Origin of the sequence: Kitasatospora sp. NPDC004723 (assembly GCF_040609255.1) — a bacterium.
Lineage (GTDB): Bacteria > Actinomycetota > Actinomycetes > Streptomycetales > Streptomycetaceae > Kitasatospora.
Genome location: NZ_JBEXJT010000045.1, coordinates 58,522 through 72,525 on the forward strand (window position 1 = coordinate 58,522; position 14,004 = coordinate 72,525).

General features: G+C 74.7%; 14 protein-coding genes. 11 read left to right on the top strand and 3 right to left on the bottom strand.

All coding sequences use genetic code 11. The features are described from left to right. The first annotated feature begins 88 nt into the window (after positions 1-88). The 5 genes from ABZW10_RS31065 to ABZW10_RS31085 all read left to right on the top strand — a co-directional run bounded on the left by ABZW10_RS31065 (position 89) and on the right by ABZW10_RS31085 (position 5,611). Positions 89-997: a dihydrodipicolinate synthase family protein gene (locus tag ABZW10_RS31065; protein WP_355372493.1), complete on the top strand. Its 909-nt coding sequence runs from the start codon at positions 89-91 to the stop codon at positions 995-997. 116 nt (positions 998-1,113) lie between these two features. Further along, complete coding sequence (locus tag ABZW10_RS31070; RefSeq protein ID WP_355372495.1) at positions 1,114-2,118, top strand: proline racemase family protein; 1,005 nt, start codon at positions 1,114-1,116, stop codon at positions 2,116-2,118. Positions 2,119-2,175: 57 nt separating this feature from the next. Continuing rightward, the gene (locus ABZW10_RS31075; protein ID WP_355372498.1) at positions 2,176-3,540 is read left to right on the top strand and encodes an aldehyde dehydrogenase family protein; all 1,365 of its coding nucleotides are present in this window, start codon (positions 2,176-2,178) and stop codon (positions 3,538-3,540) included. Next, a complete protein-coding gene (locus ABZW10_RS31080) occupies positions 3,540-4,616 on the top strand; it encodes a proline racemase family protein (protein WP_355372501.1) in 1,077 nt (358 codons plus the stop codon). Before ABZW10_RS31075 ends, ABZW10_RS31080 begins: the two co-directional genes overlap by 1 nt. Next, the gene (locus tag ABZW10_RS31085; protein WP_355372504.1) at positions 4,613-5,611 is read left to right on the top strand and encodes an ornithine cyclodeaminase family protein; all 999 of its coding nucleotides are present in this window, start codon (positions 4,613-4,615) and stop codon (positions 5,609-5,611) included. Before ABZW10_RS31080 ends, ABZW10_RS31085 begins: the two co-directional genes overlap by 4 nt. A 208-nt stretch (positions 5,612-5,819) precedes the next feature. Here the strand turns inward: ABZW10_RS31085 and ABZW10_RS31090 are convergent, their stop codons facing one another. Next, the gene (locus ABZW10_RS31090) at positions 5,820-6,398 is read right to left on the bottom strand and encodes a TetR/AcrR family transcriptional regulator (RefSeq protein ID WP_355372507.1); all 579 of its coding nucleotides are present in this window, start codon (positions 6,396-6,398) and stop codon (positions 5,820-5,822) included. Positions 6,399-6,506: 108 nt separating this feature from the next. On the opposite strand from ABZW10_RS31090, the gene ABZW10_RS31095 reads away from it, so the two are divergent. The 3 genes from ABZW10_RS31095 to ABZW10_RS31105 all read left to right on the top strand — a co-directional run bounded on the left by ABZW10_RS31095 (position 6,507) and on the right by ABZW10_RS31105 (position 8,978). Further along, entirely contained in the window at positions 6,507-7,394 is an 888-nt protein-coding gene (locus ABZW10_RS31095) for an NAD(P)-binding domain-containing protein (protein ID WP_355372511.1), read from the top strand. 173 nt (positions 7,395-7,567) lie between these two features. Beyond that, positions 7,568-8,281 (top strand): GntR family transcriptional regulator, encoded by a 714-nt coding sequence (locus ABZW10_RS31100; RefSeq protein WP_355372514.1) that lies wholly within the window; start codon positions 7,568-7,570, stop codon positions 8,279-8,281. 100 nt (positions 8,282-8,381) lie between these two features. Further along, a complete protein-coding gene (locus ABZW10_RS31105; protein ID WP_355372517.1) occupies positions 8,382-8,978 on the top strand; it encodes a Uma2 family endonuclease in 597 nt (198 codons plus the stop codon). A 1-nt stretch (position 8,979) separates the two neighbouring features. Here ABZW10_RS31105 and ABZW10_RS31110 read toward each other — a convergent pair whose 3' ends face one another. After that, a complete protein-coding gene (locus ABZW10_RS31110; protein ID WP_355372520.1) occupies positions 8,980-9,660 on the bottom strand; it encodes an ABC transporter ATP-binding protein in 681 nt (226 codons plus the stop codon). Then, the gene (locus ABZW10_RS31115; protein WP_355372523.1) at positions 9,657-10,733 is read right to left on the bottom strand and encodes an ABC transporter permease; all 1,077 of its coding nucleotides are present in this window, start codon (positions 10,731-10,733) and stop codon (positions 9,657-9,659) included. The genes ABZW10_RS31110 and ABZW10_RS31115 overlap by 4 nt, the downstream gene beginning before the upstream one ends. A gap of 162 nt (positions 10,734-10,895) precedes the next feature. On the opposite strand from ABZW10_RS31115, the gene ABZW10_RS31120 reads away from it, so the two are divergent. The 3 genes from ABZW10_RS31120 to ABZW10_RS31130 all read left to right on the top strand — a co-directional run bounded on the left by ABZW10_RS31120 (position 10,896) and on the right by ABZW10_RS31130 (position 13,908). Beyond that, the gene (locus tag ABZW10_RS31120; RefSeq protein ID WP_355372525.1) at positions 10,896-12,116 is read left to right on the top strand and encodes a sensor histidine kinase; all 1,221 of its coding nucleotides are present in this window, start codon (positions 10,896-10,898) and stop codon (positions 12,114-12,116) included. Further along, a complete protein-coding gene (locus ABZW10_RS31125; protein ID WP_355372527.1) occupies positions 12,113-12,763 on the top strand; it encodes a response regulator transcription factor in 651 nt (216 codons plus the stop codon). Before ABZW10_RS31120 ends, ABZW10_RS31125 begins: the two co-directional genes overlap by 4 nt. Before the next feature lie 89 nt (positions 12,764-12,852). Beyond that, the gene (locus tag ABZW10_RS31130) at positions 12,853-13,908 is read left to right on the top strand and encodes a nitronate monooxygenase (RefSeq protein WP_355372529.1); all 1,056 of its coding nucleotides are present in this window, start codon (positions 12,853-12,855) and stop codon (positions 13,906-13,908) included. The last annotated feature ends 96 nt before the right edge of the window (positions 13,909-14,004 follow it).

Genomic DNA, 14,004 nt, shown 5'->3' on the forward strand with positions numbered 1-14,004 from the left:
GCCGACCCGCCCGAAATCGCCCGGCGAGGCCTCTTGTGTCCGCCGCGTGCCCTCTAATAAAATGTCACACCTCACCAAGGAGTCACCTGTGTCCAAGACCCTGCACGACGCCACCAAGCCCTGGCGCGGCATCATGGTCGCCACCACGCTGCCGCTGCGCCCGGACCTCTCCGTCGACTACGACGCCTACGCCGACCACGTCCGCTGGCTGATCGAGTCGGGCTGTGACGGCGTCGTCCCCAACGGCTCGCTCGGCGAGTACCAGACCCTCACCCCCGAGGAGCGCGCCAAGGTCGTCGAGGTCGCCGTCGAGGCGGCCGGCGACGGCTCCCGCGTGATGCCCGGCGTCGCCGCCTACGGCAGCGCCGAGTCCCGCCGCTGGGCCGAGCAGGCCGCCGAGGCCGGCGCCGGCTCCGTCCTGCTGCTGCCGCCGAACGCCTACCGCGCCGACCGCGCCGCCGTCCGCGGCCACTACGCCGAGGTCGCCAAGGCCGGCGTGCCGATCGTCGCCTACAACAACCCGATCGACACCAAGGTCGACCTCGTCCCGTCGCTGCTCGCCGAGCTGCACGGCGAGGGCTCGATCGTCGCGGTCAAGGAGTTCACCGGCGACGTCCGCCGGGCGTACGAGATCGCCGAGCTGGCCCCGGGCCTGGACCTGCTGATCGGCGCCGACGACGTGCTGCTGGAGCTGGCCCTGGCCGGCGCGGTCGGCTGGATCGCCGGTTACCCGAACGCGCTGCCCGAGGCGAGCGTCGCGCTGTACCAGGCCGCCGTCGCCCACGACCTGGGCACCGCGCTGCCGCTGTACAAGGCGCTGCACCAGCTGCTGCGCTGGGACTCCAAGACCGAGTTCGTCCAGGCGATCAAGCTCTCCATGGACATCGCCGGCCGCCCCGGCGGTCCGACCCGCGCCCCGCGCCTGCCGCTGACCCCGGAGATCGAGGCGGCCGTCCGCGCGGCCACCGAGAAGGCGCTGGCCGAGGGCCTCGCCTGACCGGCACCCCGTAGTTCCCGGAGTCCGGGACGGCCGGCTGCGGCGGCAGCCGGCCCCCTGGCGGCCCTCCACGGGCCGCCCCCCTCCACCACCCACCACCCACGGAGCGTCAGCAGATGCGCAGCCGCCACGTCTTCCACGCCGTCGACTCGCACACCGAGGGCATGCCCACCCGGGTCATCACCGGGGGGTTCGGCGTCATCCCCGGTGACACCATGGCCGAGCGCCGCGTCCACTTCCAGCAGCACCTGGACCACTTCCGGACGCTGCTGATGTACGAGCCCCGCGGCCACGCCGCGATGAGCGGCGCCATCCTGCAGCCGCCGACCCGGCCGGACGCCGACTGGGGCGTGCTCTACATCGAGGTCTCCGGCCTGCTGCCGATGTGCGGCCACGGCACCATCGGCGTGGCCACCGTGCTGGTGGAGACGGGCATGGTGCCGGTCGTCGAGCCGGTCACCACCGTCCGGCTGGACACCCCGGCGGGCCTGGTGATCGCCGATGTCGCGGTGGAGAACGGCGCCGCCAAGGCGGTCACCATCCGCAACGTGCCGTCCTACTCGGTGGCGCTGGACCAGAAGATCGAGGTGCCCGGCTTCGGCACGGTGACCTACGACCTCGCCTACGGCGGCAACTTCTACGCCATCCTGCCGCTCGAGGAGTTCGGCCTGCCGTTCGAGCGGGAGCGCAAGCAGGACATCCTGGACGCGGGCCTGGCCCTGATGGACGCCATCAACGCCGGCCCGGACCGGCCGGTGCACCCGGAGAACCCGTCCATCCACAGCTGCCACCACGTCCAGCTGCTCGCCCCCGGCTCCACCGCCGAGCACTCCCGGCACGCGATGGCCATCCACCCCGGCTGGTTCGACCGCTCGCCCTGCGGCACCGGCACCTCCGCCCGGATGGCCCAGCTGCACGCGCGCGGCGAGCTGCCGCTGGACCGGGACTTCCGCAACGACTCCTTCATCGGGACCACCTTCATCGGCCGCCTGGTCGAGGAGACCGAGGTGGCCGGGCGTCCCGCGGTGGTGCCGACCGTCACCGGCCGGGCCTGGGTCACCGGCACCGCCCAGTACTTCCTCGACCCCACCGACCCGTTCCCGGCCGGCTTCCTGCTCTGACCGCCCGGCCGGTCCCGTCCCACCCCTCCCGTCGAATCCCCCGAAGGGCTGCCCCCAGTGACGATCCGTTCGTACAACCCCGCCGACCCCGCGGACCTCGTCGCCGAGGCGCCCCGCCCCGGCACCGAAGCCGTCGAGGCCGCCGTCGCCCGTGCCCGCGCCGCCCAGCCCGGCTGGCTCGCGGCCGGCGCCGGCGGCCGCTCGGCCGCGCTCACCCGGATCGCCGAGGCGGTCGAGACGCACGCCGAGGAGCTGGCCGAGCTGGTGGTGCGCGAGGTCGGCAAGCCGATCGCCGAGGCGCGCGGCGAGGTCGCCCGCACCGTCGCGATCTGGCGCTACTACGCGCAGGCGCCGTTCGCGGCCTCCGGCGAGGTGCACGAGACCGCCGGCGGTCCCGGCCTGCTGCTCACCCGCCGCCGCCCGTACGGCGTCGCCGGGCTGATCACGCCGTGGAACTTCCCGCTGGCGATCCCGACCTGGAAGGCCGCCCCGGCGCTGGCCGTCGGCAACAGCGTCGTCCTCAAGCCCTCCTCGGAGGCGATCGGCGTCGCGCGTCGGCTGGGCGAGCTGATCGCCGGGGCCGGGCTGCCCGCGGACGTCTTCACCGTGCTGCCCGGCGGCGGCGCCGAGGGCGGCACCCTGGTCGCCGCGGCCGACGTGGTCTCCTTCACCGGCTCCACCGGGGTCGGCCGGCAGGTCGTCCGCACCGCCACCGAGCGCGGTATCCCGGTGCAGGCCGAGCTCGGCGGGCTGAACACCGCGATCGTCCTGCCGGACGCCGACTTCGACCAGGCCGCCGCCCACCTCGCCAACGCGATCGCCGGCTACGCGGGCCAGAAGTGCACCGCCACCAGCCGGGTCGTCGCGGTCGGCGAGGCGTACGAGCCGCTGCGCGCCGCGCTGGTCAAGGCGCTCGCCGCGGTCGACGAGACCTCCTGCGGCCCGGTCATCAACGAGGCCACCCGGGACGAGATCACCGCGGCCGTCACCTCCGCCCAGGAGGCCGGCGCCGAGGTGCTGACCGGTGGCAGCGTCCCGGAGCGGGCCGGCTGGTACCTGGAGCCGACCCTGGTCGCCGGGGTGCCGGACGACCACCCGCTGCGGCGCGAGGAGTTCTTCGGCCCGATCGCGCTGCTGCACCCGGCGGCCGACCTGGACGAGGCGATCGCGCTCGCCAACGACACCCCGTACACGCTGTCCGCCTCGGTGCACACCGGGAACCTGGACGCGGCGCTGGCCGCCGCCGACCGGCTGAACGCGGGCATGATCCGGGTCAACGCGCCGTCCAGCGGCGTCGACTTCCACCTGCCGTTCGGCGGCGCCAAGGGCGCCAGCCACGGCGCGCGCGAGCAGGGGCAGGCGGCGCTGGACTTCTACACCCAGAGCCGCACCGTCACCCTGCTGCCGGCCGGGGGTGCCTGATGCCGGCGCAGCCCATTGACGGCATCGACGCCGTCGACGGCGCGTCCCTGCACGTGGACACCGTCGACTACCACACGGCCGGCGAGCCGTTCCGGATCGTCGTCGCCGGCGCGCCGGTGATCCCCGGGGACAGCGTCGCCGAGCGGCGGGCCATCGCCATCGGCGCGGGCGGCACGGCGACCGCGCCCCGGCCGAGCGCGCTGGACGACATCCGGCAGCTGCTCACCCGCGAGCCGCGCGGCCACGCCGGGATGTACGGCGGCTTCCTGGTCCCGGCGGACGACGACGAGGCCGACTTCGGCGTGCTGTTCTGGCACAAGGACGGCTACTCGACCGCCTGCGGCCACGGCACCATCGCGCTCGGCGCCTGGGCCGTCGACTCCGGGCTGGTCGCGGCGCCCGACTACGGCGTCGCCCGGGTGCGGATCGACGTGCCGTCCGGCCGGGTCACCGCGCTGGTCCACCGGGCCGCCGGACGGACCACCGGGGTGACGTTCCGCAACGTGCCCGCCTGGGTGAGCGAGCTGAAGCTGCCGGTGGAGACCTCGCGCGGCACCGTCGAGGTGGCCGTCGCGCACTCCGGCGCCTGCTACGCCTCGGTGCCGGCCGCCGCGCTCGGCCTCTCGGTGAGCCTCGGGCAGCTGCCCGAACTCACCGCGATCGGGCGGGAGATCCGCGCCGCGCTGGCCGGCTCCCCGGCCGTGCGGCACCCCGTCGACCCGCGCCTGTCGGGTGTCTACGGGGTCATCCTGTACGACGAGCTCCCCGCGGAGGGGGGCGCGCCGAACCAGCGCAACGTCACCGTGTTCGCGGACGGTCAGATCGACCGTTCGCCGTGCGGCTCCGGCACCTCGGCCCGGCTGGCGATCCTGGCCGCCGAGGGACGGCTCGCGCCCGGTGAGGAGCTGCGGCACGAGTCGATCGTCGGCACCGTCTTCGGCGGGCGGGTGCTGGCCGGCGGCGACCCGTGGGGCGACGGCGTGGTCACCGAGGTGACCGGCACCGCGCACCGCACCGGCGAGCACCGCTTCGTGCTCGACCCGCAGGACACCCTCGGCGCGGGGTTCCTGCTGTGAGCGGGGACCTGCGGACGGCGCCCGCCGCCGCGCGGACCCCGGAAACGCCCGGCGCGGCGGCTGAGCCGCTCCAGCCCGCCGCGTCGGGCCCGGTGGACGTCCTTGCCGCCGCCCCGGTCGGGCTGACGCCCGCCGAGGCTGCCGGGGCGATCGAGCGGGTGCTGATCGAGGGGCTGGACCCGGAGACCGCGCCCGCCCGCTCGGCCGTGCCGGTGCCCGCCGGGGAGCTGCTGCTGATGCCGGCCGCCTCCACCCGGTACGTCGGGGTGAAGGTCGCCGGGGTCGCTCCCGCCAACCCGTCGGCCGGGCTGCCCCGGATCACCGGCAGCTACCTGCTGCTCGACGGTCCGACCCTGCAGCCGCTGGCCCTGATCGACGGCGTCGCGCTCACCTCGCTGCGCACTCCGGCGGTCACCGCCGTCGCGCTGGACCGGCTGGCGGTGCCGCAGGCCGAGCACCTGGTGCTGTTCGGCTCCGGCCCGCAGGCCTACGGCCACCTGGACGCGCTGCTCGCCATCCGCCCGCTGACCAGGGTGACCGTGGTGGCCCGCAGCGAGCAGCCCGCCGAGGCGCTGGCCCGGTACGCCCGGGCGCGCGGTGTGGCGGCGGCCGTCGGCACCTCCGCCGACGTGGCGGACGCCGACCTGGTGGTCTGCTGCACCACCGCGCGCACCCCGCTGTTCGACGGCGCGCTGGTCCCGGACCACGCGGCGGTGGCGGCGGTCGGCTCCCACGAGGTGGACGCGCGGGAGGTGGACGAGGTGCTGGTCGGCCGGTCCACGCTCTACGTGGAGGCCCGCGCGGTGGCGCTGCGGGAGGCCGGCGACCTGCTGATGGCGGGGGTGACCGGCGCCGACACCCTGTGGAACCTGGCCGAGCTGGTGAACGGCGAGGCACCGGTGCCGACCGACCGGCCGCGGTTCTTCAAGAGTGTCGGGATGGCCTGGGAGGACCTCGCGGTCGCGGCGGAGACCCACCGCCGCTCCGCGGGCTGAAGTCTCCGGCCGGCACGGGGCCCGCTGTGGGGCCCGACGCACGGTGACGACGCCTCGGCGCAGCGTCGGCACCCGCCCCCGGACCCATTGCCCTGGACGGGGGCGGTCGTCGAAGTGACCGGCCGGATGTGCGGCCGACGTGGTGGGACGGGATCCCCCGCCACGTCGGCCGCTTCTTTGCGTTCCGGGGTTGCGGCGTTCCGGGTGGCTAGCGGTAGGTGTTGATCAGGCGGGCCAGGTGGCGGCCGGTCAGGTGGAGCGGCTCCTCGCTGCGGGCGACCTGGGCGGCGAGTTCCGCGCCCTCCAGGGTGTTGATGACGGTGGCCGCGAGTTCCCGGGCGTCGGTGAGGGCGATGCCCGAGCCGTGCAGCTTCTCCTCGACGATCGCGCGCCAGTGGGCGAAGGCCTCGGTGACGGCCTGTTCGATGACCGGGGCCCGGCCGACGGTCTCCAGGGCGGTGGTGGTGATCGGGCAGCCGTCCTGCCAGTCGGAGGCGTGCAGGGCCTCGGCGAGCATGCGGGTGCAGGCGGTGACCGCCTCGGCCGGGTCGTCGGTGCTGCCCAGGCCCTCGCGGAGCATGTCGGAGAACTCCTGGTCGCCGTGGCGGATCGCCTCGGCGGCCAGTTCCTGCTTGCCGCCCGGGAAGAAGTGGTAGACGGAGCCGAGGGTGGCCTCCGCCTCGCGGGCGATCTGCTTGATGCCGGTGCCCTCGAACCCCTGGCGCTGGAGCAGCCGGGAGGTGGTCCGGACGATCCGCTCACGGGTGCCGGTGGTCGTCGTCTTCACGGGGGTGAGTCTAGCCGGTGGACTGAATAGAGCGTTCGTTCTAGTGCTGTGCTAGCGTCACGCCCTGGATAGAGCGTTCGTTCTAGTCGAACTCCGGAGGGGATCCCCATGTCCGTCACACCGCAGCAGCAGCACGGCACGTCGTCCGTCACCCTGATCGGCCTCGGCCCGATGGGCCTGGCCATGGCCGGCGCCTACCTCGACGCCGGGTACGCCGTCACGCTCTGGAACCGCACCGCCGGGCGGGCCGCCGACCTGGTGGCCCGCGGCGCCGTGCTCGCGCCGAGCGCGGCCGAGGCGGTCGCGGCCAACGAGCTGGTCGTGCTCAGCCTCACCGACTACGACGCGGTCTTCGCCGTACTGGCCGCCGCCGAACCGGAGCTGGCCGGGAGGACCGTCGTCAACCTCAGCTCCGACACACCGGAGCGGGCCCGCGAGGCCGCCCGGTGGCTGGCCGAGCGGGGCGCCGGCCACCTCACCGGCGGCGTGCAGGTGCCGCCGTCCGGGATCGGCCGGCCGGAGTCGTCGACCTTCTACAGCGGCCCGGTCGAGCTGTTCGGGCGGCACCGCGCCGCCCTGGAGGTGCTGACCGGCGCCGACTACCGGGGCGACGACCCCGGGCTCGCCCAGCTGTACTACCAGATCCAGATGGACCTCTTCTGGACCTCGCTGGCGGGCTATCTGCACGCCACCGCCGTCGCCGAGGCCAACGGCATCCCGGCGGACGTGTTCCTGCCCTACGCCACCTCGACGGCCGCCTCGATGCCGGGCTTCCTCGCCTTCTACGCGCCCCGGATCGCCGCCGGGAACCACGGGGGCGACGTCGACCGCCTCACCATGGCGCTCGCCAGCGTCGAGCACGTCCGGCACACCGTGGAGGCGTCCGGGGTGGACGGCTCGCTGCCGCGGCTGATCGCCGACACCTTCCGGCGGGGCGTCGAGGCCGGGCACGGGGCGTCCAGCACGACCAGCCTGATCGGGCTGCTCCGGGAGTGAGGGAGGCGTATCAAATAGTGGGCCGCCGACCGTTGTCACCGGGCGGCGGCCCTGTCACCATGGGGTTCGGTCGTGCGTCGGGGCGCTGACAGGTCGTCCGAATCACGGGATGTTGCACACTCAACGTAACGTGACATTGTACGCTGGTGTTCTGCACTCACCGGAGGAACACCATGGCCGACCTCAAACCCCGCACCCTGATCTCCGTCCAGGAGCGGCTGCGCGACCAGGTCGCCCACGCCCTGCGGGCCGCCCTCATCTCCGGCGAGCTGCGCCCCGGCGTCGTCTACTCCGCGCCCGCCCTCGCCGCCGACTTCGGCGTCTCCGCCACCCCGGTCCGCGAGGCCATGCTCGACCTCGCCCGCGAGGGACTGGTCGAGGCCGTCCGCAACAAGGGCTTCCGGGTCACCGAGCTCACCGAGCGCGACCTCGACGACTTCACCGAGATCCGCGCCCTGATCGAGGTCCCGACCGTCGGCCGGGTCGCCCGCACCGCCAACGCCGACCAGCTGGAGGCGCTGCGCCCGCAGGCCGAGGCGATCGTCGCCGCCGCGGGCAAGCAGGACCTCATCGGCTACCTGGAGGCGGACCGCCAGTTCCACCTCGACCTGCTCGGGCTGGCCGGCAACACCCGCCTGGTCGAGGTGGTCGGCGACCTGCGCAAGCGCTCGCGCCTCTACGGCCTCAACCGCCTCGCCGAGCGCGGCGAGCTGGTGTCCTCGGCGGAGGAGCACCTGGAACTGCTCGACCTGATGATCGCCGGTGACGCCCCGGCCGCCGAGTCCTGCATGACCCGCCACCTCAGCCACGTCCGCTCGCTGTGGGCCGAGGACCAGCGGGTGGCGGAGGAGGAGTCCCGCACCGGCCTGCGGCTCCGGGCCCGGTAGGGGCGAAACCACCCGTTCGGGCGAAAGTGGCGGATCTGGGCAGGGAATTGGCCCTGGGTCCTACGAGGATGTTCCCGACACCGGCAGCAAGGAGGATTCCGTGTCCGCCGCCGCAGTGGAAGAGCCGTTCGAGCAGCCCACGCTGCTCGAAGTCGCCGAGCTGATCTCCGAGCAGTTCGTCGGCTACCGGGTCGAGATCATCGGGAGCCAGATCACCGTGACGCCGTCGCCGAACATGAAGCACGGCCGGTCGGTGAAGAGGCTTGACCGTGTCTTTCTCGCCGCAGGGCTGGATGACGGCGAAACCGAGGTGTTCCAAGGCATTGGCATCTGGCTGCCCGACGGGCCTTCCGACTTCGCCATCCCGGATCTGGCGATCGTCGATGCGAACAGTGACGACAAGCTGATCGAGTACAACAGCTACGATCCGGCCATCTTCCGCCTGGTGGTGGAGGTGACCTCCTCCAACCTCAGTGATGACTTGAAGCGGAAGCCGGCGGCGTACGCCTCTGCGGGTGTACCGGTGTACCTCATCGTCGATCGGACGAACCAGCGGGTCATGGTGCTCACCGATCCGCAGGACGGTGAGTACCGGGTGCACGCCGTCCACCGTCCCGGCCAGTCGTTCACGCTGCCGGAGTCCATCGGCGCGTCGGTGGAACTGTCGGTGGACGACGTGCTGGCCGCCAAGAAGTAGGTCACACCACCGCTGGGAGCGTCAGGCGGCCGTCGTGGACCTCGGCGACCTGGTCGACCGCCGTCAGGTGGGTGCGGTCGTGGGTGACCAGGACGGTGGCGGTGGCGCGCTGGTGGGTGAGGGTGGTGATCAGGTCCAGGACGGCGGCGCCGCGCTCGTGGTCGAGGGCGCTGGTGGGCTCGTCGACCAGGAGGACGGTGGGGTCGTTCATCAGGGCGCGGGCGATGTTCACCCGCTGGCGCTGACCGCCGGACAGCTGGTGCGGGCGGCGGCCCGCCTGGTCGCGCAGGCCGACCGCGTCCAGCAGCTCCAGGGCCCGGGGGAGGGCGGATCGCGGGGCGCGGCCGTCCAGGTGGGCCATCACCTGGAGCTGTTCGACGGCGGTCAGCGAGGGCAGCAGGTTGGGCTGCTGGAAGACGATGCCGATCCGGTGGCGGCGCAGCGCCGTCAGCGCGGTGCGGTCCAGGCCGGTGGTGTCGGTGCCGTCCACCACCACCTGGCCGGAGTCCGGGGCGATCAGGGTGGCGGCCACCGCCAGCAGGCTGGACTTGCCCGAGCCGGACGGGCCCACCACGGCGGTGAGGGTGCCCTTGGGGACGGTCAGGGAGACGTCGTCGAGGGCGGTCAGCCGGCCGTCGCCGTCCGGGTAGGTCAGGGTGACGTGGTCGAGAACGAGACTCATCGGGCACTCCCCAGGGCGGTCAGCGGGTCGACGGAGGTGATGCGGCGGACGGACAGGGCCGCGCCGACCGCGCCGAGCGCGATCATGACGACGGCGGGCAGCAGGACGGTCGGGGCGTCCAGGACGAACGGGACGGCGGAGCCGATCAGTGCGCCGAGGCCGGCGGCGAGCGCCGTGCCGAGCACGGTGCCGAGCAGCAGCAGGACGACGGCCTGCCCCAGTGCGTCGCGCAGCAGGTAGCGGGTGGAGGCGCCGAGCGCCTTGAGGACGGCGATGTCACCGCTGCGCTGGATCGTCCAGACGGTGAAGAAGGCGCCGATCACCAGGGCGGAGATGGCGAACAGGAAGCCCCGCATCAGCTGCAGCGAGCCGTTCTCGGAGGTGTAGGAGCCGATCGCGGCGAGCGCGTCGTCCCGGGTGCGGGTCTCGGTGCCGAGGGTGGCGTCGGCGGCGCCCAGGTCGGCGCCCTTCCCGGTGGTGAGCGCGACCACGGTGGCGTGGCCGGCGCCGCCGGGGGCGGCCCGCTGCCAGTCGGGGAGGGTGGTCCAGACGACCGGGGTGTGGCTGTAGGAGGCGTCCCCGGAGACGGCCGCGACCGTCAGCGGCTGGCCGCCGACGCTGAACGCGTCGCCCGGGTGCAGCCCACCGAGGTCCTCGGCGGCGGTCTTCGACAGCACCGCCCGGCCCGGGGTGAGCGAGGCGCCCTGCGGGGCCAGCGTGGAGCCCTCGGGCACGCCGAAGACGGAGAGTGCGGCGGTGCGCGGACCGGCCGCCGCCTTGGTGGTGGCGATGCCGAGCGGCTGCGCGTCGGTGACGCCCGGGGTCCGGGCCCAGCCCTGCCACTGCTCGGGGGTGACCTGGGAGTCGGTGAACGACAGCTTCTGGCCGTCCGCGGGCCGGCCGAAGGCCAGGTGGTCGGCGGACAGGCCGGTGATCGCCGAGATGTTCTGCCGGCCCAGCCCGGCCGTCAGGCCGGACAGCAGTCCGACCAGCACCGTGATCAGCACGATGACGGTTCCCATCAGGGCGAACCGCCCCTTGGCGAACCTCAGATCCCTCCAGGCGACGAACACCGCAAGTCCTTCCGCTCGATCCACTGCGACAGTGACGAGACTCCCCCGAAGCGGGGTGCTCGGGCATCGCACCGGGGATTGGATCCTCGGCATCGAAGGGCAGAACCGGAGTTCAACCTTTCGATTGATGCCGGACGGCGGCGCGCACCCTACGCTGGACGGATGGCGACCGAACGACCCCGAACCACTCCCGTCGCCCGCGTCCTCCAGGTCTGCCTGCACCTGCTCGTGGCGGGCCTGCTGGCGCTCGCCGTCGTCCGGGCCCTGGCGGGCCGGGTCGGCGATCCGGCCTCGGTCACGGCCGCGGCCACCGCGATGGCCGCGGTGTACACGGCCGGACCGCTGATCGGCGCCGTCGGCCGCTCCCGCCGGGCGGCCGGGCTCTGGCTCGCGCTGCTCGCTGTCACCTGGGCGGGCGTGCTGATCACCACGCAGGACGGCGTCTGGCTGGCCTTCCCGCTGTACTTCCTGGAACTGCACCTGCTCGGCCGGCGCGCCGGGCTGGTGGCGGTGGGGCTCACCGCGGTCGCCTCGATCGCCGCGTACTCCGCGCACCAGCACACCGTCAGCGTCGCGGCCGCGATCGGGCCGCTGCTCGGCGCCGCCGTCGCCACCGCCACCGTCCTCGGCTACCAGGCGCTGTACCGGGAGAGCGAGGAGCGGCGCCGTCTGATCGACGAGCTCACCGCCGCCCGCGCCGACCTCGCCGCCGCCCACCACGCGGCCGGCGTCCTCGCGGAGCGCGAGCGGCTGGCCCGGGAGATCCACGACACCCTCGCGCAGAGCCTCACCAGCATCCAGCTGCTGCTGCGGGCCGCGCAGCGGGCCCTGCCGGAGCGCACCGACGCCGCTTCCGAGTACGTCGAGCAGGCCCGGCAGGCGGCGCAGGACAACCTCGACGAGGCCCGCCGCTTCGTGCGCGCGCTGACCCCGCCGGCGCTGGAGAGCGACACCCTGCCGGTCGCGCTGGAGCGGCTGTGCGCGACGACCTCGGCGCGCAGCGGGCTGCCGGTGCGACTGCACGTCTGCGGTGAGCGGGTCCGGCTGCCGGTGCCGCACGAGGTGGCGCTGCTGCGGATCGCGCAGTCGGCGCTGGGCAACACGGTGCGGCACGCGCGGGCGACGCAGGCCGAGGTGACGCTCGGCTTCCGGGCGGGGGAGGTGGCCATGGACGTGGTGGACGACGGGGTCGGCTTCGATCCGGCGGCCGTCGCGGGACCGCAGGCGGGCAGCGACGGGGACGGCGGGTTCGGTCTGCCGTCGATGCGGGCCAGGGCGCGGGCGCTCGGCGGGACGTTCGCGGTGGAGTCCGCGCCGGGGGAGGGTACGGCGCTCGCCGTGCTGCTGCCGGTGCCGGACGCTTCGAGTGAGGAGACCTCGTGACCGGGGACGTGATCCGCCTGCTGCTCGCCGACGACCATCCGGTGGTCCGGGCCGGGCTGCGGGCCGTGCTGGAGAGCGAGCCGGACTTCGCGATCGTCGCGGAGGCCGCGACCGCCGAGCGCGCCGTCGAACTGGCGGCGGAGCTGGCGGTGGACGTGGTGCTGATGGACCTGCAGTTCGGGCCGGGTTCGGCGATGAACGGCGCGCAGGCCACCGCGGCGATCACCGCGCGGGGCGCGGGGGCGCCGCGGGTGCTGGTGGTGACCACCTACGACACCGACGCGGACACCATGCCGGCGCTGGAGGCGGGGGCCACCGGGTACCTGTTGAAGGACGCGCCGCCGGAGGAGCTGGCCCGCGCGGTGCGGTCGGCGGCGGCGGGGCGCACCGCGCTGGCGCCGACGGTCGCGGACCGGCTGCTGGAACGGATGCGGACGCCCGGGGCGGCGCTGAGCGCCCGGGAGACGGAGGTGCTGGGGCTGGTCGCCGACGGGCTCACCAACCAGGCGATCGGCCGGCGGCTGCAGCTGAGCCTGGCGACGGTGAAGTCGCACCTGGTGCACATCTACACCAAGCTGGGCGTGGAGTCGCGCACGGCGGCGGTGCGGGAGGCGCGGGCGCGGGGGCTGATCCGGCGCGGGGGCTGACCGTTTCCGGAGGGCGGTCCGGCACGGAGCGTAGGGTGGGCGGCGCAGCCCGAGAACCCCGGTGCGCCGTGTGAGTGGAGGATCCCCGGATGGCCGTGCGACTCGACGAACTCCCCGTGCCCGTGATCGCCGCGCCGATGGCCGGCGGGCCGTCGACACCGGAGCTGGCGGCCGCCGTGAGCGGGGCGGGCGGGCTCGGCTTCCTCGCCGCCGGGTACCGCGGCGCCGAGGACACCTTCGAGCAGGTCCGCCGGGTCCGGGAGCTGACGGACCGGCCGTTCGGGGTGAACCTGTTCGTGCCCGCGGAGCCGGGCGACCCGGCGGCCGTGGCCGCCTACCGGGAGCGGTTGCGGCCGGAGGCCGAGCGCCACGGCGTGAGCCTGCCGGAGTCCGTCGCGCCGGACCGGGACGACTGGGAGGCCAAGATCGCCGGGCTGCTCGCCGGGCCCGTCCCGGTACCGGTGGTCTCGTACACCTTCGGGCTGCCCTCCGCCGAGGAGGCGCGGGCGCTGCGGGCGGCGGGCAGCTTCCAGATCGGCACGGTGACCACGCCCCAGGAGGCGCGCCGCGCCGAGGCGGTCGGAATGGACGCGCTGTGCGTGCAGGGGCCGGAGGCCGGCGGGCACCGGGGCACCCACCGGGCGGCGGACCGTCCCGGGGAGCTGCCGCTGCTCGAACTGCTGGCCGCCGTCCGGGCGGTGACCGGGCTGCCGCTGATCGCGGCGGGCGGCCTGTCGGACGGTCCGGCGGTGGCGGGCGCGCTGCGGGCCGGGGCGGTGGCGGTGCAGCTGGGCACGGCGCTGCTGCGCGCGGACGAGGCCGGGACCTCGGCCGTGCACCGGGCGGCGCTGACGGAGTTCGACGCGACGACGGTCACCCGGGCGTTCACCGGCCGCCCGGCGCGGGCGCTGCGCAACGACTTCACCGACCGGTTCGGGCCGTACGCGCCCGCCGCCTACCCGGACGTGCACTACCTGACCCAGCCGCTGCGCGCGGCGGCGGCCGGGCGCGGTGACGCGCAGGGGATGCACCTGTGGGCGGGGACGGGCCACCGGGCGGCGCGCGGCGGCCCGGCGGCGCGGCTGGTCACTGAGCTGTGGGAGCGGGGGGGCGGGGGGGGGGGCCCGCCCCCCCCGTCACGCTAGGGCCGCCCCCCCCGCCCGGCACTTCCCCCCGGGGGCGAGCGCCGGCAACCCCCCCCCGCGCTCCGCCGAACGAGTGAACGGGTGCACGGGTGCACG

Coding starts and splice junctions, on each gene's coding strand:
- ABZW10_RS31070 (WP_355372495.1), top strand. CDS start 1,114: ATGCGCAGCCGCCACGTCTTCCACGCCGTCGACTCGCACACCGAGGGC.
- ABZW10_RS31080 (WP_355372501.1), top strand. CDS start 3,540: ATGCCGGCGCAGCCCATTGACGGCATCGACGCCGTCGACGGCGCGTCC.
- ABZW10_RS31095 (WP_355372511.1), top strand. CDS start 6,507: ATGTCCGTCACACCGCAGCAGCAGCACGGCACGTCGTCCGTCACCCTG.
- ABZW10_RS31100 (WP_355372514.1), top strand. CDS start 7,568: ATGGCCGACCTCAAACCCCGCACCCTGATCTCCGTCCAGGAGCGGCTG.
- ABZW10_RS31110 (WP_355372520.1), bottom strand. CDS start 9,660: ATGAGTCTCGTTCTCGACCACGTCACCCTGACCTACCCGGACGGCGAC.
- ABZW10_RS31120 (WP_355372525.1), top strand. CDS start 10,896: ATGGCGACCGAACGACCCCGAACCACTCCCGTCGCCCGCGTCCTCCAG.
- ABZW10_RS31130 (WP_355372529.1), top strand. CDS start 12,853: ATGGCCGTGCGACTCGACGAACTCCCCGTGCCCGTGATCGCCGCGCCG.